The following is a 24,173-nucleotide window of genomic DNA, read 5'->3' on the forward strand; positions in this document are numbered from 1 at the left end:
GTTTACTCGTCAGCGTTGCTAATACGAATGAGTTTGCCGTTACGGTCGTCGGTGACAAGGTAGATGGCCCCGTCAGGACCTTGCTCAATATCACGAATACGCTGTTTGATGAGATCTTCGAACAGTGATTCTTCGTGCATCACGCGGTTACCTTCAAGATCAAGACGCGCCACCTTCATGGTTTTTAATGCAGCAACAAGCGCATCACCCTGCCAAGCTGGGAACTCGTCACCGGTGTAGAAGATCATGTTCGAGGTCGCAATTGATGGCAACCAGTAATAGTGCGGTTGTACCGTGCCTTCAGCATGAGTTTGGTCACTAATGATGCTGCCATCATAGTCCACACCATAGGTGGCGATCGGCCAACCGTAGTTCGCGCCAGCTTGTGGAATATTGATCTCATCACCACCTTTCGGACCGTGCTCTACGGTCCACAACTCGCCGCTGTCAGGGTGGATGGCTGCGCCTTGTACGTTACGGTGGCCATACGACCAGATCTCATCAAGTGCACCTTCTTTGCCGACAAACGGGTTGTCTTCGGGGACTGTGCCATTTGGCCAAATGCGCACCACTTTACCGTGGTGGTTATCTAAGGTCTGGGCATCATCCATGGCGGAATAGCGATCGCCTAAGGTAATGAACAGGTAGCCGTCAGGTGAAAAGACTAAACGCGAACCGAAATGCGCGCCGCTCTTATATTTCGGGGCACCGCGGAAGATCACTTCGACCTCTTGCAAGTTATTACCAATCAACTTGCCGCGGGCAACCGCTGTGCTGTTGCCTTCACCACCGGCAGGGTCGGCTTCGGAATAACTTAAGTAGACATAGTTGTTGTCATTAAAGTTCGGGTCAATAGCCACGTCGAGTAGACCGCCTTGGCTTTTATAAACGACATCCGGAACACCGGTAATGGCGTCACTGATCACGCCGTTCATGCCGACACGGCGCAGCGTGCCAGACTTTTCTGTGACCAAGGCTTCATCACCATTGGGTAAAAAGGCAATGCCCCACGGAAAGCTCAAGCCTTCGGCGATAGTGGTCGCCTCAACTTTATGACGTTCCGTTTGCGCAGTTTCAGCGCTGGCGCTGCTGGCAAAGACGAGGCTCGCAGTAGCGAGGGCTAAAGCGGCGGGTTTGAACATGCTGTGCAACATTGTGTGCTCCTTAAGTTCTGTAGCGTACCCATTACTATAGTCAAATTCGTGATTTGGATTGCTTTTTTTATCTGCAATGCGACCGAATTACTGCAAAGTGCGTTCAGGCAACAAGTCGGCAATGATTTCCGCGAGTTTGCGGAAGGTCTGCCGGCGATTGGTGGTCGAGCGGTAAATCAAACCAATATCGCGAGCCGCTTGCTGTCCTTTAGGTTGCAAGGCAACAAGGTCAGTGCCATTCAAAATACCGCGGTCAATGGCCATCTGCGGGATAAAGGTCGCGCCGAGCCCAGCGTCAGCCATTTGTACAAGGCTATGTAGGCTGGTCGCGGTAAACGGGTTAATTTTACTTGAGTCGGCTAATTCACAGGCCGCGACAGCGTGGCCAGTTAAGCAATGCTCCTTCTCAAGTAAAAAAATCGACTCGTCGGGTAATTGATCATAGGCCACTGGTTCTTGCAAGTTATCAGCAAGCGACTTATGCATAACGAGTTTGAACGGGTCGCGACCTAGCAAGTAACTTTGATTACCCTGAATATCCATGGGTAACGCAAGAATCAGCACATCAAGTTCACCGTTGCGGAGTAACTGCAACAGGTTGGCAGTAGTGTCCTCGCGAATATTAAGGTGCAGCTGTGGATGGTGCTGATGTACAAACTTACTCAGTTCACCAAGCAAGAACGGCGCGATGGTAGGAATACAACCTAAACGCAGTGGTCCTTCCATGGTTTTACCTTGGCTTTGGGCAAAATGGAGTAACTCTTCAGTTTCGGTGAGGATTTTACGCGCTTGCCTGACGACTTCTTCGCCCATGCCAGTGAACAAGAAGGATTTATGGTCACGTTCAATCAATTGGCAGCCCAATTGCTCTTCTAGGTTTTGAATACCGCTACTAAGCGTTGACTGGCTGACATGACAGGCCTGTGCCGCTCGATTAAAGTTTTGGTGCTGATGCAGCGCCAGCAAATAGCTCAAGTTTTTTAAGCTCGGTAACTTACTCATCGAATCCCCCACGATGTCGGAACCTATTCTCAAGGTTCAATCATATTTTCCGATTACTATAATCCGTTTTATTCGTTTTAACAAATCTACCCTACCCCCTATCATTCTCCCCGTACCGAGCTGGCGTAACACGAAACGCCACCCGATTTCTTATTGAACACTTAACGCTTAATCAAGGAGTACACCTATATGTTAACCGTAGGCGATAAATTACCAGAGTTTTCAGTTGTAGCAGCCAAGCCTGGCTTCAACATGCCAGAAGAAAATGGCGAGAGCGCGTTTGAAACCATCACGAACGACAGCTTTGCAGGCAAGTGGAAAATCATTTTCTTCTATCCGAAAGATTTCACTTTCGTTTGCCCAACTGAAATCGTTGAGTTCGCGAAATTGAACGAAGAATTTGCTGACCGTGATGCAGTGGTATTGGGCGGCAGCACCGATAACGAATTCGTTAAGTTGGCATGGCGTCGTGAGCACCCAGACCTGAAAAGCTTGAACCAGTACTCATTCGCTGACAATGGTTCATTGGTTGATGGCTTGGGCGTGCGTGACAAAGCAGAGAACGTAGCATTGCGCGCAACTTTCGTAGTTGACCCGCACGGCGTGATTCAGCACGTGTCGGTGAACAACCTGAACGTCGGTCGTAACCCAGCTGAAATCTTGCGTATCTTGGACGGTTTGCAAACTGACGAACTGTGCCCATGTAACCGCGCAGTCGGTGGCGACACCCTGTAAGCGACATCATTACCCCCACATTTAATGATGTCACTTTGAGTGCCGCTTCGGCGGCACTTTTTTTTACGGAGGAACTTATGAGCATTGCAGATTACAAACAAGGCTTGGGCGACCACGGTAAAGACACCAAATTGAACTTGTCGAGCATTTTCGGCAATGTCGATACCTCTGGCATGACCCCAACCCAATTTTACGGTACCGCTTTATCACTTGCTTATGCGATTGGTGATGACGCGTTGACGGCTGCAGTTACAGCCGAAGCCGAAGGCAAAATTGAAGAAAACGCTGTTGGCGCAGCAAAGCTTGCCGCGACCTTGATGGCGATGAACAACGTTTATTATCGCTTTTTACACCTGAGCAGCGATAAGCAGTTCAGTAAAATGCCAGCAGGCCTACGCATGAACGGCATGGCGAATCCTGGTGTTGATAAAGCAGATTTCGAGTTGTACTCACTTGCCGTTTCTGCACTAAACGGCTGTGGTATGTGCATTGACTCACACGTAGGCGTCCTGCTTAAGCACGACATCTCTGCGCAAGTGATTCAAAACTCGATCAAAATGGCTGCGGTACTTAACGCTGCAGCAACAGCGCGCCGAATCGCTTAAAAAATATTCGGCTGCAGTCACATGTTTGTCATAGTCGTGCGGTAGATTACCCATCGACTTCCCTGAGATCTGGTTGTTATACCCTTTCGCCCGGCACCGTGCCGGGCTTTTTTTGCCTCGCTGTCCGTTGAAAGCCAAACACGGGTAGCCCGTAGTTCTACTACGGGTTAAACTCTCCCCAAATCGAACGCGCAGGCGGACATATCGGCTTAGGCATTCGCCCTTCTTACCGTGGACAAGGCCTCGGAAAATTTTTGCTTAGTCTCACCCTAGAAAAAGCGCAACAAATGGGCATTAAAGATATTCATATCCATTGCGAAAAGACAAATCCAGCATCAGCCGCCATGATCATCGCGAATGGCGGAAAACTCCACTCCGAAATCACCGACGCAGCGCACGAGTCAGTCATTCAACGCTATCGCATCCCACTTGCCCAATCCCTCCTCAGTAACTAAGCTTTTGTTAGCGAACAGCAAACATCGAGTTTTAAGGAGTCCTATGCAGATCAATTGCGAACGCCTTAAAGGTAACCTCATCGAACTCTCCAAAATTGGCTACAACGAAGAAGACCGCGGCATCTACCGCCCCGGCTACAGTGACGCCGACATGGAAAGCCGACGCTGGCTGCAAGAGAAAGCGAAAGCTGCTGGGTACGAAACTTACATGGATGGCGCAGGGAACGTGTTTTTTGGTCGTGGCGAGCTCGATAAGCCAGCAGTCCTTATGGGCTCACATATCGACTCAGTCCCTGCGGGCGGTATTTTCGACGGCTCACTTGGCGTTTTAGCTGCGCTAGAAGTCATGCAGACCCTAGATGAAAACCAAGTGGTGACCGAAACGCCAGTTTGGGGCGTAGCCACAGCTGAAGAAGAAGGTCGTTTCGGTGGCATGCTTGGCGCCCAAGCGATCTCAGGCAAACTCAACCCTGACTGGATTATGTCTGCCCATGACGCTGACGGTGTGTATTTAAAAGATGCCATGGCCGCGCAAGGCTTAAATGCGATGGACGCACTTGATGCTGCATGGCGCCCCGAACAACTTAAAGCTTATCTTGAACTGCACATTGAACAAGGCCCAGTGCTGTTTCAAGAGAACCTGAAAATTGGTGTTGTCGAAGGTATTTCCGGCGTTTTTAAGTGGATTGTGCATTTGAAAGGGAAGGCTGACCATGCGGGCACGGCACCTATGGATATGCGCAGCGATGCCTTTATGGGACTTGCTGATTTTGCTCACGAAATTGAGCGTATCATCGCCGAAAACGGTACCGACAAAACGCGTATCACTGTGGGTAAAGTCGAGCTAAAACCAGGTTACCCACACACGGTACCAGGCGAAGCTATTTTTACCATTGTCGGTCGTGACATGGACGAAGAGGTTATGAAAGAAGTCGCCAACGCTTGTCGTAAGGCGTTGTCAGCGATTGCTCGCAAACATCGACTGATGTTTGAGTATGAACAATCGAGTTGGTTAGCCCCTAAACCCTGCTCGGCAAAACTTACCGATCTCATTGAAGAGCAAGTCAAAGCGCTGGATTACAGTTATTTGCGTATGCCCAGTGGTGCCGGTCACGACACGCAGTTTTTGTCCGAAATCACCGACGCAGGCCTGATTTTTATCCCCTCAGTCAATGGCGTGAGTCATGCTCCCGATGAGTGGTCGCATTGGCATGATATTGAAGCGGGTACCAATGTGTTATTGCATTCGGTCTTAGCTAACTTAGCCGAGAACTAAGACTCTAAAAGGCCGTGTTTGGCCGCAAAATGAATGAGCTCAACGGTGGTGTTTACGTTGAGCTTTTTGAACAACTTACCACGGTGATTCTCGGCGGTTTTCGCAGACATCGCCAACAAGTTCGCAATTTCCTTATTGGAACGACCAGCAACAACAAGAAAAAACACTTCGCGTTCGCGCCGTGTTAACGCTGCAAGCGGCTGGTGTAACTCCGCACCTGCAGCGTTTTCAGTTAGCGGAAAGCTTGTCTTGCCGTTAAGGACGGTTTGAATAGTTTCGAGGAGGGTTGTTGTTGGTGCGTCCTTAAATACGTAACCTACCGCTCCAGCATGACGAATTGCGTCGATGTACTCGGGCTCGTTGTGCATGCTCAGGGCAATCACCTTACTCTTTGGACGGTGATGCAGAATTTTTTCCAAAGCGACGAAGCCGTTCATTTTGGGCATGGAAATATCCATAAGGATAACGTCAGCATCGTGGCGCAAGGCCGCGCTCACCAACGCGACGCCATCATCACATTCGGCGAGGATGTCGAATTGCCCAGTAGCTTGAAGGGTTGTGGCGATTGCTTGGCGCACCATGACATGGTCGTCGGCCAGTATGAGTCGTATCAACGCGCCTCCTCAACAGTTACGTTTTGGTAGGGGAGCTGGACTTGAATTTCACAGCCTTTGCCCGGAGCCGCGGTCAGTTTGAGCATTGCATCGAACGCTTGTGTGCGATCGTAAATGCTTTGTAGCCCGACGCCATATGCCGTTTTAGCTGCGTCAAAACCTTGACCATTGTCCCGCAAAAGTAGCAATAACGCGGTTTCAGATTGACTGAAAAAGACCTCAAATTGAGAAGCTTTTGCATACTTCACGGTATTCACCATTGCTTCTTGGAGTATACGAAAGAAAAACAGCTCCACATCACTCTCGAGTTGATGCGTAACAGTATAGTCAAGCTGTAAATGGACTCCCGCAGGCGCAAGGAGTTGGCGGCCAAGCCATTGAATACCGGCCTGTAAGCCAAGGTCATGAACCAAGGTCGGATGCAGTAGTCGCGAAAGTGTGCGAGTGCTCTCAATAGCATGTTTAACATGCTGATAGATGGTCGTAAGGCGTTCGTCAGTAGCAGACAACTGTGAGAGTTGGGTGGCGATGCCGGTAAGTTGTTGTCCCAAATCGTCGTGTAACTCGCGGGCTAGCCGCGCACGCTCATGCTCCTGTTGCAGCCATAAACGCTTCGCCAGTTGTTGCAACTGTGCTTGCTCAGCGTCGAGTCGGTGCTGCAGTGATTTTTGTTGTTCCCGCAGCTCTTCGATCGCCGCCAGTAGCTCACTGGAGGTTAAATTTTTCTGTATAGGCTTTTCGTTGGCTGTCATTCATGTTTTCTAGTAATTGTTCGAGAGCTCCCTGCGCCAAAGCTTCCGTAGACGAATTAGATAGTACTTGAAGTAGCTCAAAATTGCGCCAGTAGCTAGGGAAACTTTTTATTTTATTCAATAAGATCTGATGTGATTCGGTGTCACCACGTGCCGCTAAGGTAATAAAGTACGCGTCATACATGGTTTCATTAAGGATCGTTTCGAGTCGCGTCCAAATTGCTTGGTTTTTAGAAAATTCGAAGTTGTAGACCAGTTCCGAGAGGATTTTCATTTCTAACAGGCGTGATAAGTTCGTCTGCAGAACTCGCTCGGCAAACTGTTGCGGTGGCATCTGCAGCTCACCATTCATCAGTTGCAGCCAGTCAAAGGCAAGCTGCTGCTCATGGTTAAAATGTTCTTGATGTTGTCGCAAGGTGGCCAAAACTTCGCTACTCAAACCAGTTTGGTTAAGGTGCAAGGCAATCTCGGCCTGCCACAACAAACTTTCGGTAAGCCCACGTTGGTCACTCAGTTGTTCAGCTATTTTAACCGATGCGTCGGCGGCTTCTGCCGCTGCTTGCATGCGCCCTAGGGCAAAATTCAATCGGCTGACTTGTAGTTGTGTGTTCGATTGCGCATCTGGGCTCTTGTCGGTGGTGCTGATGAGTTCAGCGAGTAGGTGTTCCGCTTGTTTGAACTGCCCCTGCAAGATCAGTAAGTGCGCGAGGCTTATTTGTATACTATGTAGGGTTGCTGTTTCATCAATTGCCCGAGCGATGTCGAGCGCTTGTCGCCAGTACACTTCAGCTAAGCTGAATTCGCCGAGCAGGAAGTTAATAAAGGCGACATTATTGATACTTTGACTGCGTGCGTAGTCATCGCCCGAGCGCAACCGCAAATCGAGAGCGCGCTTATAATGCTTCAACGCTTGTTGGTAAAGCCCTTGCTCTTCAAATAATAATCCTCGCTCGTTTTCAATGTGCGCAACAGCGAGTTCATCTCCCGTCTGCAATCCTAGATCGCGTGCTTCTCGTAGAGCTTCTTCGGCAGCGGCGTAATCGCCAAGTATAGCGGCTGTGGTAGCAATATTACTGAGCGTGGTAATTCGTTCAACCGGTTGGTTGTCGGCAGTTCGAAATGGCAAGGCCATTTCAAAATAATCGCGCGCCTGCTCAACTTCGGCCAAGCGCAGGTAGGCGACCCCAAAAGCATTCAACACGAGTCCCTGTCCTTCTTGATTTTCTTGTTGCCGAAAACCGAGTAATGCTTGGGTAAGCTCTTGTGAAATGGCCTCTTTCATTTCGCCCTGAATGATTTTTAACTTAGCAAGTTCAAACCACCACATGGGTTGCATTGGATCGAGTGCTAGGGCTTGTCGGTAGAAGGCTCTTGCGGCTTGCAAATCTCCTAGCGCAGTGGCCACCTGTGCACGTTGTTCAAGCACATCCGCACGATCTGGGTAATTGGCAATCACGCCGTCCAGCACTTGCGCTGCAAGAGTATAATTCTGTTCCGACATGGCGAGTTGTGCGCGTGCCTGCTGACGCCAGAAATCGCCTACTTCAGGCGTTTCGATCATGGTTTTTAGAACCCCTTGTGCACGCGCTGTATCGCCAACATTCTGGGCATTTTGCAGTTGTTCAAGGTAGTCAGCTACTTTGTCGTTAAGTGTAAGCTCGGCGGAGCTTTGCCCTGCTCCTAACTGCGCGCTCACTTGCGTCGCCACCTGCTGGGCAAGTTGTCGAGGTGTTTCTTGGCTGAGTAGAAAGGTTTCGTTGAGCAGTATTTCTTCGCCCGGAAAACGCAACAACAAGGCTAACAAATGCGGTTGTTCGGCAATGATTTGTTGGTTGAGTACTAACACATATTGCGCGTCGGTGAGCTCAGCAAGACGTGTACGCTCGCGCGCAGAATCGAGTACGCGAATACCGAGTTGTTTGGTGAGCTCGGCCACTGCATTAGGCTCAACTGAATAGATTTGTGGTTCGGTTTGTAACATCAAATGGGTTAACTGCGCGATGGCATCGGTCTGATCATCGCTCGCTATTGCGAGGGTAAAAACTTGCGCTTCAGAGGATGCGTTCGACTCCTTTTGCGCGGGCTGGAAAAACCATAACATCGCCAATACAAGTATTATTATGGCAATGAGGCCAAGCGTCAGTTCATGATGACGCTGTTGTGGCGCCAAGGCCGAGGTACAACTGGCTAGTGACGGGCGCTGTTCTGGCTCGTCGGCTTGAAGGTTTTCGGCAAGTTTGCGCAAGCGGTTGTGCTTTAGCTCGACACTTGCCCATGATTTCTGTTCGCTGGCTTGGAGTAGCGCCGCGAGGACTTTGCCAAGGGCATAGCGATCACTGGCGTGAGTTGCGCGGTGTGATTGAGCGAGCTCTGGGGCTGTATAGCCGACACTGAAATGAGTTGTCGTCGATTGATGGTCTTGGCTACCAATGCCAAAGTCGACCACAATCAAGTCACCTTCGTCGTTCACAATACAGTTGGCGGGCTTTATATCACCGTGAATAATGCCGGTTTCATGGCAGGCTTGCAAAGCACTAAGAAGTTGCCGAAACCAGTGAATAACCTCTTTCGCGTGGATGCTACCGTCAATGACATCGGTAAGCGGCGTGCCAGTGATCAGCGACATAGTGAAGAACACATAATTCTCGGTCACATAAAATTCGTGTACGCGGACAACATTGGGATGATTGATTTGCCGCGTGAGCAAGACTTCATTACGCAAGTGCTCGATAGCATCGGTCGAAAGCTGTTCGTTGGTGACCAAGAGTTTTAACGCACAAGGTTGCTCGAGGACAGTATCGAAGACCTCGTAGACGCGTGCTTGTCCACCATGCCCCAGTAGCCGCACGACACGAAAACGCTCAGCAAGCATGGTTCCAGGTGCTAGCAGCGCTCGATCAGTTGGGCGTGTAGGTTCAGCATGCCATGGCTGTGTTGATGAATCGTTTACATCTGTCATCGAATATCACTGGTTATTGTTGAAACACTACAGCCTCAACTTAACACAGTTCGGAGAAGTGGCGAATGAATTATAGTTTAGACGGCAAGTGATGTTGCCGCAGCGGTTAATGCATCTAATTGTTGATCAAGGCTTTTGAGCTGTAGTTGAAACGCCAGCATAGATGAAAAATTATCAATTAGATCAATATCATGATCGGTAAAATAATGTTGCTCTTCAAGGCTGTCAGCATAAATCACTGCAATGACGTTACCTTCCAACTCAATGGGGTACGCAAAAGCTGCCTTAATCTGTGCTTTTTGCACACTCGCACGGTGTTTGAGCTGCTCATGTAAAAGTGCATTGTTGACAACGTAGGGGCGCCTATTTTTCACTGCGGCATTGATCAATGTTGTCGTTCCGTCAAAGTCACTGGTTTGCATCCAGCCGGGAAAGTCGCTAGCTAAGGTGGCTTCGTGGGTAGCGTTAAATAAAAGTACCGCACAACGGTCGCTCCCAAGAATTTGTGCCAAGTTAAACTGCAAGGCGGGCAACAAGGCGGCGACGTCAGGCTGGTTTCGCCAACGGGTATGGAAGGTGCGTAGCTGTTGTTGGCCCCAGACTCTGCGGTTAAGGTTTACCGTTAGTTCCTGTGCGTTTTTTGCTTGCAGCACGCAGGTCACCGACCCTAATTGAATAACTAATCGTTGTTCCAAGGCAAGTTTGCTATGGCGCTTGCCGAGGAAGTTTACCCCATTGGTACTTTGTAAATCTTGAATGCGCCACTGGCCATCATGAAACCTCATGACACAGTGGCGCCTAGATACTGTCGGGTGCTCGATAACGATGTCGCACTCCGGATCACGACCGACAACGTAAGATTTGGCCTCGAATAAGGAAATTCGAGGCGCAAAGCGGTTTTGGTAGACGCAATCAAAGAGTGCTGGCATCAGTGTTACCTAATTCTCAAGCTATAGCGCAGCGTATTCGCCATACTAAGAATACGACCGCGGATATTCTCTAGGTCGCCAGCTGAACGCCAAACATCAGGATAAAGTGTACCGTCGTCGGCGCGCATTAACTGGATAAGAGCATTGGTCGCCTGTAGTGCTTGTTGATAATTACCATTTGCAAGGGCGACTTCGATGCTGGCAATAGCGTCACTCAAAGCTTGACTTGCTACCGCTGTAAGCGAGTGCGATACGGAGTCAACGTAGCCAGCTAATCGATTGACCTTGGTAGAGATGACGGTATTGATATCACGTAGGTCGGCGACGATGATGAAATCTGAAAATTGGCCGCCATTCGTTCTCACGCGGTAACTGCCTGAACCTGTCATCGTAGTGATGTCCTCAAACTCACCATTGTTGTGTGAATGAAACATCCGTAACGGTGAGCCCGCGGTGTAGTGGAGCGATTTGGTGTAGAGCTCAATTTCATATGCACCGCTAAACGAGAAGCCTTTCGCCGGATCGGGTTCAATCGAAATCAATACCGGAAAAGCTGAAGGAATTCCGGTCAGTATCGAGTCCGGTAAGCGATCAAGAATCGTATGATCGTTGAGATCGATGAGCTGCGCATTCACTGTGAAGTTTTGCGCTGTAAGGCCGACGGAGTTCTCAAAGCTGATTGTGAGATCGAAGCCAATGAACTCGGTGAGCTGAACCGAGGTCTCTACTTTGTTGCTCTGTGGTTGAATCGTTAAATCCAACACTTCCGCGCGGCTTGTCATTGAGGAACACGCGAGAAATAGCGTCGCAACCACGCCAAAGAATGTTTTGATGGAGCTACTAGGTAACATACAAATACCCTCGTATGAGTTACATTTTGTTACATTTGCCCTTTAAACTTACTCTCTTCTGGCGAAAAAGTCATCACTTTTGGCAAAAAGAGAAGGGGCTCAGATGAGCCCCTCAAAGGGTGGACTCCTTGTCCTCGACTACATTCCGTAGTAGTTACTAAACAACCGTCCCATAGTGACAGCAAAACCTGCGCGGTTAATGGTTGTGCTTGGAGCAAAGCGAACTTCTAGCTGCGGCTCAAGATCAAATGGTCCTTGGCTTACCGAAAAATTGACGTTGAGTAGTGAGTAATTCAGAGCGGTTTGCACATAGCCTTTCAGGTGCGCCGGAATCAGGTGTTGATCAGCTAACATTAGGGTTTGTCCTTGATAGTCGAAGACAATATCCGCGTTGCTGTCAAAAGCCTCCGCTTCTGCTTGCAAGCCTAGGGTTTGCACCAGTGAATAGGCCAAGTCGAGCTTATTCACGCTGCCGTTAGGGTCGAAACTACCGTTTTGCGTGAGCATGACAGGAGCTTGTACCTGATCGCTATCTTTCAGCGCAGCACCATTCACAGAAACGGCCTCGGCATAAGCGATAGACGTAGCGTTGACATCTTGAATCAGAGGTTGTGACTCATTCAATAAGTCGCGGTACTGGCGAATGGCGCCACCCATTACAAGATATTGCGCAAGGTCTTTACGCTTCAGGTCTTGATCAGGACGGAACTTGCCACTGCGGAAACCGTCCATGAGGCGCTCGGAAACGGCGAATTCAATTGCGTTTTGCTGCGGATGACCTTCAATGTCATCGACCCCGTCATAGCCACCACTTAGCTCGAAGCTGACGGTACCAGCAATGACTTCTGGGATGCCTGGGCCATTGGTGACATCTAACGGGTCCGGATCAACACCTGACAGTGAAGTTAAGCCGTAAACATATACCTGCCATGTACCAACCTGTCCCGGCGCGGAAACACGCATGCCAGTTTCCAGTACGGGCAAGGTTAGGTTACCGAAGTATTCGGTGCCATCTGGGGCAACTAACACCAGTTTAGTGGTGTTGGCTAAGGTTTCGGCACTGGCTTTCACCCAAGCGACATCCTCACCCACTTCAAAGCTGAAGGTTTCGGGTTCGCCGACGGGCGCATACAGTACTTCAAAGTTTTCCACGCGGTCACTTGGCGTGATCAGGGCATTAGCATTGAAACTATTTAAGTTATTTACGGTTTGGGCGTAGTCCATGTCATAGTTGAGTGCGGCGGATACTGCTGCTTTAGCATTGACATAGCCGGCGCCAACTTCCCATTTTTCGTAACCTGGCATGTTGGTTGCGGTTTCTTGCAGAAGCCGTTTGATCTCTAATAGCGATAACGTAGGGTTCGCCTCCATCATCAACGCAATAATGCCAGCCACATGAGGCGTTGCCATCGAGGTGCCTGAAATCATGGTGTAGAATGGCACGTATTCGGTTTCGATGGCGTCTAGGTCAGCGTCACCACCGTTGGACACCAAGTTAGTGCTGGCACGTGTTGAAATAATATCGACACCCGGTGCCACAATAGTAACTTCATTGTTGTAGGTCCACGCACTGCCGTCAGGCATGGTAAATGTACCCGACTCGCTTTTTAATCCGCGTGACGAGAAGCCAGCAAGGTTACCAAACTTGTCACCGGCGCCGACCGAAAGGCCCCAAGGAATTTGTGCGTACGGGTTATGACTGTCTTCACCTGGACCCGAGTTCCCCGCCGCAAATACCGATAAAATACCTAGCTTGTAGGCTTTGTAAGAAGCGATGCTGACAGGACTGTCAGGGCTAAACTTGCCGCTTGAGCCCCACGAGTTACTCATGATGCGCATTGGTGAGTTGAATGCATAAACATTGCTAAGTGCATAGTCATAACCACCAACAGCATCAAGAATCGATAAACCTGCTCCAGAGCCGTAACCTACGAGCTCAGCGTCGGGTGCAGCACCCATATACTTTCCATCAGACATGACACCTGAACCGGCAATAGTTCCGGCGCAGTGTGTACCATGGCCGACGTTGAGGTCAGTATTAATTTGGTCTTCAAGCACAAAACCGTCGGTTGGTGCCACTAGGCTAATCGCTTGTGCATGGGTGATGGCTTGTACGTTCTGTACTACAGTGTCGCCATAAAATAAGTCTTGATGACTGGCGTCAATACCGGAGTCATTGACCATAATGGTCACGCCTTTACCGGTAAACGTCGTGTTGTTGCGCTGCATGAATTCAGTGCTTTGCAATTGCTCAACACCGGTAATTTTGCGTGCGTCGGCATTAAAGTATTCGAGCTCGCGGTTGAGCCAAATTGACCGCACATCATCCTGTTGCGCTAACGCTTCAATTTGTTGACGCGTTGCCACTACACCAATAATTGGTAAGGTTGAAAACTGTACGCCGTCGGTTAGCCCTAAGTTGAGCAGCTGCTGAATTTGTGATTCTGTGACGGGCTCCATTTGGTTATAAGTGACGACGGCCATCACGGTGTCAGTAACGGATAAGCTGGGTAACTTCGCTTGCAGCTGTTCGCCAATAACCGCTTCGGCCATTGCTTGGCCAGGCGCTGCGGCAAGGGTTAACGCTGCGATCGTCGATAGGGTCAATTTCTTCATGATAACGTTGTCCTGTTCTGCTGGATTTTTGTACACCGTTATCATTGCTGCGATCGTGCCCTGTCTCTATAGGGGAGATCCCCTATTCTTGCCGGAACAGGAGTTTTCTTTTTGGCAAGTAAATTGCACATTTTGATTGATCTGACGCACTGATATTCGTCAACAAATAAGCGTATAATCCCCTCATATCTTGTGGAAATAGCTGAGGGCGGTGTACGGTTATGGAGCAGAAAGTCAAAGTCGTGGCGGCGGATAAAGTGAAGATCCAGCGCCCCGATCCGAACAAGAAAAACAACGACTACTCGCCACGTAGCCGGATTTATGTGCGCGACGTGAAGGGTAAGCTCGAATACTTTCGTCGCATCTTTGGCTTTTTACTGTTGTTCGTGTTTGCTGCTATTCCTTGGCTCCAGTGGAACGGCGATCAAGCGGTCCTCCTCGACATTGCTAACCAACGCTTCCGAATTTTCGGTATGACGCTGTGGCCGCAAGACCTTACGATTCTCGCGTGGATTTCTATTGTTGCTGCGTTCGCCCTTTTCTTCGTTACGACTTTATACGGTCGTGTCTGGTGTGGCTTTATGTGCCCACAGACCACGTGGACGTTTATTTTCATGTGGATTGAAAAGAAGTTTGAAGGTCCGCGCAACAAGCAAATTGCCTTAGATCGTCGCCCGTGGGATTTCGATAAGGTCTGGCGCAAAACAGGTAAGCATGCGGCATGGCTTTTGGTCGCACTTCTCACTTCAATGACATTTGTCGGCTACTTCACCGACGTTAGCAATTTATTCACGAACTTTTGGACCTTTGATGTTGGCTTTTGGGCTATCTTCTCGGTTCTCTTTTTCACCTTCTGCACCTATGGCAATGCTGGCTGGATGCGCGAAATCATGTGTACACACATGTGCCCTTACGCCCGCTTCCAATCGGCGATGTTCGATCAAGACACGGTGACTGTTTCGTATGACCCGAATCGTGGTGAACCGCGCGGGCCGCGTTCGCGTAAAGCCGACCACAAAGAGCAGGGGCTCGGAGACTGCATCGATTGCTACATGTGCGTGCAGGTTTGCCCTACGGGTATCGATATCCGCAATGGTTTGCAATACGAGTGCATCAACTGCGGTGCCTGTGTCGATGCTTGTAACGACGTGATGGATAAAATGAACTACCCGCGCGGATTGATTCGTTTCACCACCGAACGCAATCTTAAAGGTGGTCGCACGCGTAAAACACGTTTCAAAGCGGTGGGTTACTTTGTGGTGATGATCGCCATGACGGGCTTGTTGATTTGGGATGTTTCAACCCGCAAACCACTCGAAGTCGATGTGTTGCGTGATCGTAACCAGCTTTATAGCATCAGCATGGAAGGTTGGGTACAGAACGTTTACACACTGAAAGTATTGAACAAGTCGCAGCTACCGCAGACGTTTACAATTGCCGTTGCAGGCTTTGAGCGCACCCAGCTAAGCGGCAACACCACAGTTACCATTGATGGCGGCAGCATCGCTACCGTGCCGGTCACGTTGGCGGTGCATCCAGACGACGTAACGCAGCGCGTTCACGATATTCGCTTTGTCGTCACCAGCGCTGATGGTGAAGTTACTGAACAACACGAGACGAGTTTTCTCTATGAGTAATCGCGAGGACGATCTGCGCATGGATGCGGCCAATGACTTTAGTTTTGCTGGCTTAACCCCCGATTTAATCGCCAATGCTCTAGCCAGTGTTGGCGTTGATCCTATGTCGGGCCTGCTAGCACTCAATAGCTATGAGAATCGGGTGTACCAGTTTATTGCTGACGACCAAAAGCGCTATGTGGCCAAGTTTTATCGGCCGGCGCGTTGGAGCAATGAGCAGATTCTCGAAGAGCATGCGTTTACCGCAGAGCTCCTCGCCGAGGACGTGCCTGCGGTGGCGCCTTTGGTGCTTGATGGTGCGACCTTGCATAGCTTTGAAGGCTACCGCTTTAGCGTTTTCCCTAGCATTGGTGGGCGTGCTGTCGAACCGGGTGACGTCGATCAGCTTGAGCGTATTGGTCGGCAAATTGGTCGCTTGCATGCGGTGGCGCGGCAAGGTGAATTTAAACATCGAAAGCGCCTGACTGCTGAAGATCATGTCAGTGCCTCGTTGGTGACGTTGCGACAGACCCCGCTTATCCCCGACAATCTGCAGAGCGCATTCTGGGCCATTGCTGAACCGTTGAGCGACTTGTTGCTTGAGACCGATTTCAGCGGTTTTGATCAACAACGTTTGCATGGCGACTGCCATATTGGCAATATGCTGTTGCATGATGACTTGCTGACTTTTGTTGATTTTGATGACGCCATGACGGGCCCAGCGGTCCAAGATCTTTGGATGATGTTAGCGGGTGATGATCGTCAGCAACGCTGGCAACAGCTTGATGCGTTGGTCAGCGGTTACGAAGAATTTTGTGATTTTGATGAACGTGAAACGCAATTGATTGAACCCTTACGCGGTTTTCGCATCATACACTACATGGCGTGGCTGGCGCGGCGCTGGGAAGATGCAGCGTTTCAACGCGCGTTCCCGTGGTTTGCTGAGCAACGCTACTGGGAACAACAAGTGTTGGCACTCAAAGAACAGTATGCTGCGTTGCAAGAAGCGCCACTGGAATTGCGTCCAAATTTTAATTGTTAAATTAAGTAACTATTAGTAACTACAGGAAATAACCAAATGAAGAAGTTGTTGTTTGCCGTTTTGGCCTTGATGCTGTTCCCTGCCGCTGCGCAGCAATTTGAAGAAGGCGTGCACTACGAAGTGATCGCTGAACAGGGCACTGAAGAGCCAATCATTACTGAATATTTCTCGTTCTTCTGTGGCGCTTGCTACCGTTTTGAGCCGATTGCTCAAGCAATGGCAGAAAAATACCCTGAAGCCTTTGAAAAGTCGCACGTATCGTTCATCAATTACAAAGGCCAAGGCATGATGATGAACCAAGCCTGGGCACTAGCGCAGCGTTTGAACAAAGAAAAAGAAATTTCGGCGGCAATCTTTCAACGCAACTTCGCACAAGGCAACATGATCGGTAGCAAAGAAGATTTCGAAGCTATTTTTGCCACTAACGGCGTTGAAAAAGAAGATTTCAATAAGATGATCAATAGCTTTGGTGTACGCGGCATGGCCAACAAGATGGACCGTGAAGCGTCAAACTTCGGTGTGAATTCAACGCCAACGTTTATCGTGAATGGTAAATACAAGCTGATCCCACAAGGTTTCAGTGAAAGCCAGAACTTCGCCGATGACTTTATTGCTGCTGCGGGTTATCTGCTCGAGAAATAAGTTCCTCAATGACCTCATCTTTATGCTGCCAGCGTTGGTTTAACCAGCGCTGGAAGCGTGCTTTAAATTTCTCATCATTAAAGTAATCACCGATCAGCTCGGGCTGCATCGGAATGGTTTCGACATTCACATAGATATCTCTTAGTTGCCCACTTAGCAGGAGCCACACTGCTGGACGTTGGTTCGTCGGGTAAACAATCGTAATATCCAAAATAGCATCGAATTGTTCGCCCATGGTTTGCAAAGTGAATGCTGTGCCGCCTGCTTTCGGTGGCAGCAAGTGCTTGAATGAACTGTTTTTGGCCTTATGTTTTTCTGGCGTGAAGCGCGTACCTTCGCAGAAGTTAATAACTGTAGTGGGAATGTGCCGAAACTTAGCGCATTTCTTTTGCGTGGTGGCAATGTCACGTCCTTTTAGGTGAGGCTTGCGGGCAATTTGTTCGCGGCTATAGCGTTTCATAAACGGCATATCCAGCGTCCAGCACCCTAAACCAATAATCGGCACCCAAAACAATTGCTGCTTCAAGAAAAAACGCGGCATTGGCATGTTGCGCGAGGCCAAGTGCATCAGCACCAAAATATCGACCCAGCTCAAATGGTTGCACAAGATCATGTACCAGCGATCACGATGCAACTGGGCGTCACCCTGAATATGCCAGTGCATCGGTTGCGTCAGTCGGAACATCATTGACATGGCGTAGCCCCACAGGCGAAAAAGCCCATTGGCAAAGGTCGAAAGTCCGCGTTGCACCACTGGAATAGGGAGTAATAATTTCGGTAGTCCGACCAAAATCACCAACAGACCAATAATCGCAGTGGCGAGCGCACCAAAAATGAAGTTAATAATGACCCGAAAAGGCGCTAACAACAGCGTAAGCATAAGAGGTTCCGACCAGTTAAGTATCATTTCATCATACGGAAATTAAAGGGCAAAGCTCAACTTTAATTCAGTGTTGAATGTGTAGAGGTGAGCTTGCCAGTGCTGAAAAAAACAGCTACATTATACTGTATATTTATACAGTATTTGCGAGGTTGTTATGGCACACCCTTTACAAGACTTGGTGCACAAAGGATGGGTCTGGCAGGGGCGCGAGGCCGTAGAGCAGTTAGCACCGGAACAATTAGTGGCGAGTGGTTGGGCAGAGTTGGACCGGCGCTTGGGTGGCGGCTGGCTACGAGGGGCCGTGCACGAAGTTCAGGTGCTGCATCACTTTCAAGGCGAATTAGCATTGTTGTTGCCGGTGCTACTTGCGCAAGAAAAACCTTGCCTGTGGTTGAATCCACCTTGTCAGCCCTATTGGCCCGGCTTGCGCTACCAACACCTCAAGCAAGCGCCCTTATGGTTGCAAGAAAGAGATCAGAAGCAAGCGTTGTGGGCCTTTGAGCAAGCCTTGCAAAGCGAAGCGCTAGGCGTTGTGGTGGCATGGTTTGACAGCATTGACGCCAGCGGCGTAAGGCGCTTGCAGCAAAGCGCTGCCAAGCATCAGCAACTCGCCTTTGTGATCACGCCATGGCAACAAACCACCGAAGCCCGTGCTTATGTGAACCGCTTGCAGCTCAGCTGGGCGGCTGAGCAGTTGCAAATCGCCGTGTTGAAGCGCCGTGCCGGTTGGCCATTGCCTGCCTTCCCTTGCAACGTAGAGCGGCACTTACCGGAGCGCAGACGGTTATCGGCATGAGTTCGAGCAAGCTTTGGTGGTTTTTGCATGTGCCACAGTTGTTGCTGGATGAGCAATTGAGTTTGCAGAGTCAGGAGCAGCAACAGCAGCCACAGGTACTTTGTACCAGTGACGGTCAGCGTCGACGCCAGGTAGTGCAAGCGAATCGCGCAGCAGTCGCTGGTGGTGTACGTGAGGGTATGGCTGAGGTGACAGCAAGTACTTTGTTGCCTGATTTACAGCAACGTGATTACGACGAAGATCGTGAAGTACAAGTGCTTAGACGGTTGGCGCAGTGGCTACATCAAGATATTGCACAGATTGCGCTGTACCCACCGCATGGCTTATTGCTGGCCGTGCATGATCTGCAACGTATGTACGGTGGTTATGCTGGGGTGCAGCGGCAATTGCAGCGGCGGCTCAATAGTATCGCTGTGCATTATGTTCTTGCGGCAGGTTATAGTCCTTTGGTTGCGCGGTTATTAGCACAATCAGGTAAAAACATACTGAGCGCCGATAAGGCGGTTTTACAGCATGAGCTTGGGCAAGTATCCATAATGCAAAGCTTATTGCCAGCGCAGCAACAACAACAGTTACAAGAGGTCGGTATTGAGCGACTTGGAGCGTTGTTACACCTTCCTGTTGCTGAATTAGGTGCGCGCTTTGGCCGCAATATGTTCAGTTATATGGCGCAATTAAAAGGTGATTTGCTACCACCGCAGCAATGGTATCGCCCGCCATTACGCTTCCGTGAGTGTCTCGATTTACTGACCGAAGTCGCTAGTTGGCAACAGCTTTTGTTTCCGTTACGGCGGCTATTGCAACAATTAGAGGCGTTTTTACAAGTACGGCAACTGAGCGTGACAGAGTTGGCGCTGATTGCACACCACCGTGATAAACGACAGACCTTTGTGCGAGTGGCGTTTGCCCTGCCTCTATGGCGGCAGCGCGACATGTTGCAATTGGTGCAGCTCCAGTTAGAACGGCAGCAGTTAAAGACTCCCGCTTTGGAGTTAAGCGTACGCGCGGAAGACTTTAGTGCACGGGAAGTTCAGCACGGCAGTTGGTTGCCTGCCCAGCAAGATGCCTATACGCAGGGTAACGAGCAACGACAGTTGCAAGCGTTATTGGGTAAGTTGCAAGCGCGTTTAGGTGAGCAAGCCGTGCAACAAGCACAATGGGTGCAGGACTGGCGACCAGAGCTGGCGCAGCAATGGCAAACGAGTGCCGCAGTGCAACTGAAAACGGCAATATCCGCGGATTTGCCGCGGCCGCTGTGGTTATTGCCTGAAGCCGAGCCGATCAACGTTAGTGACTGGCAATTGCAGTGGGGCCCAGAACGCATTCAAAGCGGTTGGTGGGACGGGCAAAGTATGGTGCGCGACTATTTTATTGCGCTGGATAGGTGGCAACGACAAGGTTGGATCTACCGCACTTGCGCGAGCTACCAGAGTAACGAAAGCAGCGAACAGTGGTATTTGCATGGTTGGTATAGCTAACAGCGGCGAACAGTGGCGCCCGAGCGCTCTTAACTGTGTCACCAACTACAGCTTCTTGTATGGTGCGGCGCATCCGCATGAGTATATTCAACGTGCAGTGCAACTTGACTACCGAGCGTTAGCGATTACTGACGAGTGCTCAGTGGCAGGTGTCGTGCGAGCCTTCGTCGCAATGAAAGGTTTAGCTCACCCACTTAAGCTCTTAATGGGCAGTTTTTTTGTCGTGTCTGACGTCGGCACCCTCATAGTGCTGGCGCAAAATCGCCAAGGATACGGCCAGCTATGTCGACTTATTACCTTAGGACGTAGCCGTTGCGCCAAAGGTAGTTATCAGGTTGAGCTCAGTGACTTTTTACAGGGACTCGACGACTGTTTGCTGCTTTGGCGTCCTCAAGAGCAGCGCTTTAGCGAACACTTGAGTAAGCTACGTACGGCTTTTTCGGAGCGCTTATGGTTGGCCTACGCACGGCACTATCAGGCCACGGATGTAAGTGAAGTACGCACATATCAGCATTACCAACGCATCAGTCAGCTCCCAGTCGTTGCCGTTGACGAAGTGCTTTACCCTGAACCTGAGCGGCAGAAATTGCATGATGTGATGACGGCGATTCGTTATCGGCAAACGTTATCTGGGGTTCGTGCCAACTTACGCCCAAATGCTGAGCATTATTTACGTTCGGCGGCACAGCTAAAACGTTGTTATCCAGAGTCGTGGTTATATGCTACCGATACGATTGTGGCGCGCTGTGATTTTCAATTGAGTGAGCTTAGCTACGGGTACCCTGCCGAACTCGTCCCCGAGGGCATGAGCGCCACAGAGCACCTGCGTCAGCTTGCCTATGCAGGCGCCAAACAGCGCTTTCCAGATGGTTTGCGAAGTGACGTACAGGCAAAGCTAGAGAAAGAACTGAGTATTATTGCCGGATTAAAGTACGAGTATTTCTTTTTAACTATTCACGACATTGTGCAGTTTGCCCAGCAGCGTGGGATTCTGTATCAAGGCCGTGGTTCTGCCGCCAATTCGGTCGTTTGTTACTGTCTGCAAATCACAGCGGTTAATCCTGACCAAGTCGATGTCTTGTTTGAACGCTTTATTTCAAAGGAGCGTGATGAGCCGCCCGACATTGATGTGGACTTTGAGCATCAGCGCCGCGAAGAAGTCATTCAATACATCTATAAGAAGTACGGTCGTGATCGTGCAGCGTTGGCGGCTACGGTGATTCGCTACCGGTTACGCAGTGCCTTTCGTGATGTCGGCAAAGCGCTTGGTTTTAATGAGCAAGAACTCGGGCACTACTTGCGACAAATAGATCGTCGAGACCAAGACTCTCCTTGGTATGAGCAATTGGCATTACTACAAAAAGGTTTACCGCATACCGAGCGCGGACGTTGGTTATTGCAACTTACCGAACAGTTACGAGGTTTTCCGCGGCACTTATCACAGCATGTGGGCGGCTTTGTCATTGCTGCTGGACCATTAGCCGATTTAGTACCTATTGAGCATGCCAGTATGGCTGATCGTACTGTGATTCAATGGGACAAGGACGACTTAGAAACACTAAAGCTGATCAAGGTTGATGTTCTAGCTTTGGGTATGCTGTCGGCCTTGCGACGCATGTTGCAATTGGTTGCCGAGCACTATCAACGGCCGCTGGATTTAGCCAGTATTCCTACCGAAGACCCTAAGGTTTACCAGATGTTGCAACGCGCCGACTCCATAGGCGTGTTCCAGATTGAGTCACGCGCACAAATGAATATGTTGCCACGGCTGCGCCCTGCTACCTTTTATGACTTGGTAGTGCAAATTGCTATTGTGCGACCAGGGCCAATTCAGGGTGACATGGTACATCCTTATTTACGGCGCCGCGCGGGCGAAGAAGCGGTGATCTATCCGAGTGAAGAGGTACGGCAAGTGACCGAGCGCACTTTGGGCGTGCCGATTTTCCAGGAGCAAGTGATCAAGCTGGCTATGGTGGCAGCTGGGTTTAGTGGTGGCGAGGCAGATCAATTACGCCGTGCTATGGCCAACTGGCGTAGTACCGGTGAGCTACAGCAATTCGAACAACGTTTGATTGCGGGGATGCAGGAACGTGGCTATCGACTTGATTTTGCCCAACGCATTTACCAGCAAATTTGTGGTTTTGGCGAGTACGGCTTCCCAGAGTCACATTCGGCGAGTTTTGCTAACTTAGCTTATGCATCGGCGTGGTTTAAGTACCATTACCCTGCAGCATTCTATTGTGGCCTTTTGAACAGTTTGCCGATGGGATTTTATTCGGCGGATCAGCTGATCCAAGATGCGCGCCGTCATGATGTCACCATTTTGCCGGTCGATATTCAAACCAGTGCTTGGCAACATCAACTGGTGCCAATGAAAAATGGTATGGCTTTACGGCTAGGTTTTTGTTTAGTTCGCGGGTTGAACGAAACACAAGTGCAAGCGGTGTTGGCGCTCCGCCCTGCAGCAGGCTTTGCTTCATTAAGTGCCTTACGCGGCGCTGGCGCGAGTCCTGCATTATTACAACGATTTGCCGCCGCCGATGCTTTGAAGAAAATAGCTGGACACCGTTATCAAAGTCAGTGGCAGACGCTTGCCGAGAAAGTTGAACAGTTACCTTTGTTTGTTGATGGCGAAACGAGTGCTGGCCAAGATGAACACGTCTTAGAGCTAATGCCACCCACCGAAGTGAAGAGTTTAGCGGCAGATTACCGAGTATTGGGCACCTCTATTCGTCGTCACCCTCTCGCATTACTGCGCGAACGTCGGTTGTTAGCTGGTGTGCGCACAGCTGCTGAGCTGGCAGGTTGCCGCCATCAACAAATCGTACAAGTGGCGGGGTTGGTTACGTGTCGACAGCGACCAGGCACGGCAGGTGGCGTGACCTTTATTACTTTAGAAGATGAAACGGGTATGGTGAACGTGGTGATATGGCAAGCAACGGCCCGCGCTCAGCGCCAGGAATACCTTACCGCAAGGTTACTAAAAGTTGTGGGTACTGTCGAAATACATGGCGAGGTCATTCATGTTATTGCCGGGCGCTTAGAAGATGGCGCGCCATTGCTGGCGCAACTCGAGATGGAAGGGAAGCGTTCGCGTGACTTTCACTAAACGGAATGTACATTTAAAGCATACTCATCTTTAAGTTTTACATAGTTGGCAGCAGACGCAGGTAAAAACGCCTTTTCTTCATCGGTAAGCGGACGTGCTTCTTGCACTGGGCTGCCTACATAGAGATAGCCGCTACGTAGTGTTTTACCTGGCGGTACTAAACTTCCTGCCCCAATGATAACGTCATCTTCTACCATCGCACCGTCCATGATCACCGCCGACATACCAATAAGGATACGGGACCCAATCGTACAGCCATGCAGCATCACATGATGGCCCACGGTAACATCGTCTCCAATGACTAAAGGGTGACCGTCTGGGTTACCACTGCTTTTGCGACTGACATGTAGCACGCAATTGTCTTGAATATTGGTACGTGCGCCAATACTTATGTAATTGACGTCCCCCCGCGCGGAAACGAGTGGCCATACACTGCTGTTTTCTCCCAGCGTGACGTCACCGACGATAATCGCACTGCGATCAATATAGACATGTTCCCCAATGGTCGGCTCGATGCCCTGATAACTACGAATATCACCATTCATGGGACTTACTCCTTAAATTGTTAGCTTTTTGATCGAAATTGATACTTCTTAGCCTAGCAGAAACCCTTATAACGCGCGAGTTCAGCTAAAAAAACAGCGATCTGCACAACAAAC

At 49.9% G+C, this 24,173-nt stretch carries 19 protein-coding genes and 1 pseudogene; 10 read left to right on the forward strand and 10 right to left on the reverse strand.

Annotated features, from left to right (window positions below):
• Window positions 1-2: 2 nt before the first annotated feature.
• Window positions 3-1,154: a PQQ-dependent sugar dehydrogenase gene (locus NV375_RS09215; RefSeq protein WP_258807907.1), complete on the reverse strand. Its 1,152-nt coding sequence runs from the start codon at window positions 1,152-1,154 to the stop codon at window positions 3-5.
• Window positions 1,155-1,241: 87 nt separating this feature from the next.
• A complete protein-coding gene (locus NV375_RS09220) occupies window positions 1,242-2,156 on the reverse strand; it encodes a hydrogen peroxide-inducible genes activator (RefSeq protein WP_126772521.1) in 915 nt (304 codons plus the stop codon).
• 189 nt (window positions 2,157-2,345) lie between these two features.
• On the opposite strand from NV375_RS09220, the gene NV375_RS09225 reads away from it, so the two are divergent.
• The 4 genes and pseudogenes from NV375_RS09225 to NV375_RS09240 all read left to right on the forward strand — a co-directional run bounded on the left by NV375_RS09225 (window position 2,346) and on the right by NV375_RS09240 (window position 5,227).
• Window positions 2,346-2,891, forward strand: a complete 546-nt coding sequence (locus tag NV375_RS09225; RefSeq protein WP_126772524.1) for a peroxiredoxin — start codon at window positions 2,346-2,348, stop codon at window positions 2,889-2,891.
• Between the two features lie 77 nt (window positions 2,892-2,968).
• A complete protein-coding gene (locus NV375_RS09230) occupies window positions 2,969-3,496 on the forward strand; it encodes a carboxymuconolactone decarboxylase family protein (protein WP_258807910.1) in 528 nt (175 codons plus the stop codon).
• A gap of 179 nt (window positions 3,497-3,675) precedes the next feature.
• Window positions 3,676-3,951, forward strand: a pseudogene (locus tag NV375_RS09235) (GNAT family N-acetyltransferase); the annotation flags it as partial.
• Window positions 3,952-3,994: 43 nt separating this feature from the next.
• Window positions 3,995-5,227, forward strand: coding sequence for a Zn-dependent hydrolase (locus NV375_RS09240; protein ID WP_258807912.1), 1,233 nt, complete (start codon window positions 3,995-3,997; stop codon window positions 5,225-5,227).
• On the opposite strand, the gene NV375_RS09245 is transcribed toward NV375_RS09240, so the two are convergent.
• The 6 genes from NV375_RS09245 to NV375_RS09270 all read right to left on the reverse strand — a co-directional run bounded on the left by NV375_RS09245 (window position 5,224) and on the right by NV375_RS09270 (window position 13,948).
• Window positions 5,224-5,841 (reverse strand): response regulator transcription factor, encoded by a 618-nt coding sequence (locus NV375_RS09245; protein ID WP_241967851.1) that lies wholly within the window; start codon window positions 5,839-5,841, stop codon window positions 5,224-5,226. The genes NV375_RS09240 and NV375_RS09245 overlap by 4 nt on opposite strands.
• Entirely contained in the window at window positions 5,838-6,593 is a 756-nt protein-coding gene (locus NV375_RS09250) for a sensor histidine kinase (RefSeq protein ID WP_258807915.1), read from the reverse strand. Before NV375_RS09250 ends, NV375_RS09245 begins: the two co-directional genes overlap by 4 nt.
• The gene (locus NV375_RS09255; RefSeq protein ID WP_258807916.1) at window positions 6,547-9,552 is read right to left on the reverse strand and encodes a serine/threonine-protein kinase; all 3,006 of its coding nucleotides are present in this window, start codon (window positions 9,550-9,552) and stop codon (window positions 6,547-6,549) included. The genes NV375_RS09250 and NV375_RS09255 overlap by 47 nt, the downstream gene beginning before the upstream one ends.
• A 77-nt stretch (window positions 9,553-9,629) precedes the next feature.
• The gene (locus NV375_RS09260) at window positions 9,630-10,481 is read right to left on the reverse strand and encodes an FHA domain-containing protein (protein WP_258807917.1); all 852 of its coding nucleotides are present in this window, start codon (window positions 10,479-10,481) and stop codon (window positions 9,630-9,632) included.
• A 5-nt stretch (window positions 10,482-10,486) separates the two neighbouring features.
• Window positions 10,487-11,332, reverse strand: a complete 846-nt coding sequence (locus tag NV375_RS09265) for a DUF6689 family protein (protein ID WP_309491685.1) — start codon at window positions 11,330-11,332, stop codon at window positions 10,487-10,489.
• A 138-nt stretch (window positions 11,333-11,470) separates the two neighbouring features.
• On the reverse strand, window positions 11,471-13,948 hold the full coding sequence (locus NV375_RS09270; RefSeq protein ID WP_258807919.1) for a S8 family serine peptidase: 2,478 nt from the start codon (window positions 13,946-13,948) through the stop codon (window positions 11,471-11,473).
• A gap of 221 nt (window positions 13,949-14,169) precedes the next feature.
• Between NV375_RS09270 and ccoG the strand changes: the two genes are divergently transcribed.
• Genes ccoG through NV375_RS09285 form a run of 3 tightly spaced genes read left to right on the forward strand, consistent with a single transcriptional unit; the run spans window position 14,170 to window position 17,248 of the window.
• On the forward strand, window positions 14,170-15,585 hold the full coding sequence (gene ccoG / locus NV375_RS09275; protein WP_258807920.1) for a cytochrome c oxidase accessory protein CcoG: 1,416 nt from the start codon (window positions 14,170-14,172) through the stop codon (window positions 15,583-15,585).
• Window positions 15,578-16,606: a serine/threonine protein kinase gene (locus NV375_RS09280; protein ID WP_258807921.1), complete on the forward strand. Its 1,029-nt coding sequence runs from the start codon at window positions 15,578-15,580 to the stop codon at window positions 16,604-16,606. The genes ccoG and NV375_RS09280 overlap by 8 nt, the downstream gene beginning before the upstream one ends.
• 36 nt (window positions 16,607-16,642) lie before the next feature.
• Window positions 16,643-17,248: a thiol:disulfide interchange protein DsbA/DsbL gene (locus tag NV375_RS09285; RefSeq protein WP_258807922.1), complete on the forward strand. Its 606-nt coding sequence runs from the start codon at window positions 16,643-16,645 to the stop codon at window positions 17,246-17,248.
• Here NV375_RS09285 and NV375_RS09290 read toward each other — a convergent pair.
• On the reverse strand, window positions 17,214-18,128 hold the full coding sequence (locus NV375_RS09290) for an acyltransferase (RefSeq protein WP_258807923.1): 915 nt from the start codon (window positions 18,126-18,128) through the stop codon (window positions 17,214-17,216). The genes NV375_RS09285 and NV375_RS09290 overlap by 35 nt on opposite strands.
• 157 nt (window positions 18,129-18,285) lie before the next feature.
• Here NV375_RS09290 and NV375_RS09295 point away from each other — a divergent pair, with 157 nt between their 5' ends.
• Genes NV375_RS09295 through NV375_RS09305 form a run of 3 tightly spaced genes read left to right on the forward strand, consistent with a single transcriptional unit; the run spans window position 18,286 to window position 23,514 of the window.
• Window positions 18,286-18,927: an ImuA family protein gene (locus tag NV375_RS09295; RefSeq protein WP_258807924.1), complete on the forward strand. Its 642-nt coding sequence runs from the start codon at window positions 18,286-18,288 to the stop codon at window positions 18,925-18,927.
• The gene (locus NV375_RS09300) at window positions 18,924-20,405 is read left to right on the forward strand and encodes a DNA polymerase Y family protein (RefSeq protein WP_258807925.1); all 1,482 of its coding nucleotides are present in this window, start codon (window positions 18,924-18,926) and stop codon (window positions 20,403-20,405) included. The genes NV375_RS09295 and NV375_RS09300 overlap by 4 nt, the downstream gene beginning before the upstream one ends.
• A complete protein-coding gene (locus NV375_RS09305) occupies window positions 20,389-23,514 on the forward strand; it encodes an error-prone DNA polymerase (protein WP_258807926.1) in 3,126 nt (1,041 codons plus the stop codon). Before NV375_RS09300 ends, NV375_RS09305 begins: the two co-directional genes overlap by 17 nt.
• On the opposite strand, the gene NV375_RS09310 is transcribed toward NV375_RS09305, so the two are convergent.
• A complete protein-coding gene (locus NV375_RS09310; protein WP_258807927.1) occupies window positions 23,511-24,059 on the reverse strand; it encodes a gamma carbonic anhydrase family protein in 549 nt (182 codons plus the stop codon). The two genes, NV375_RS09305 and NV375_RS09310, sit on opposite strands and share 4 nt — an antisense overlap.
• Window positions 24,060-24,173 lie beyond the last annotated feature (114 nt).

The organism is Pseudidiomarina sp. CB1, from assembly GCF_024752025.1.
In the GTDB taxonomy this organism is placed as follows: Bacteria; Pseudomonadota; Gammaproteobacteria; order Enterobacterales; family Alteromonadaceae; genus Pseudidiomarina.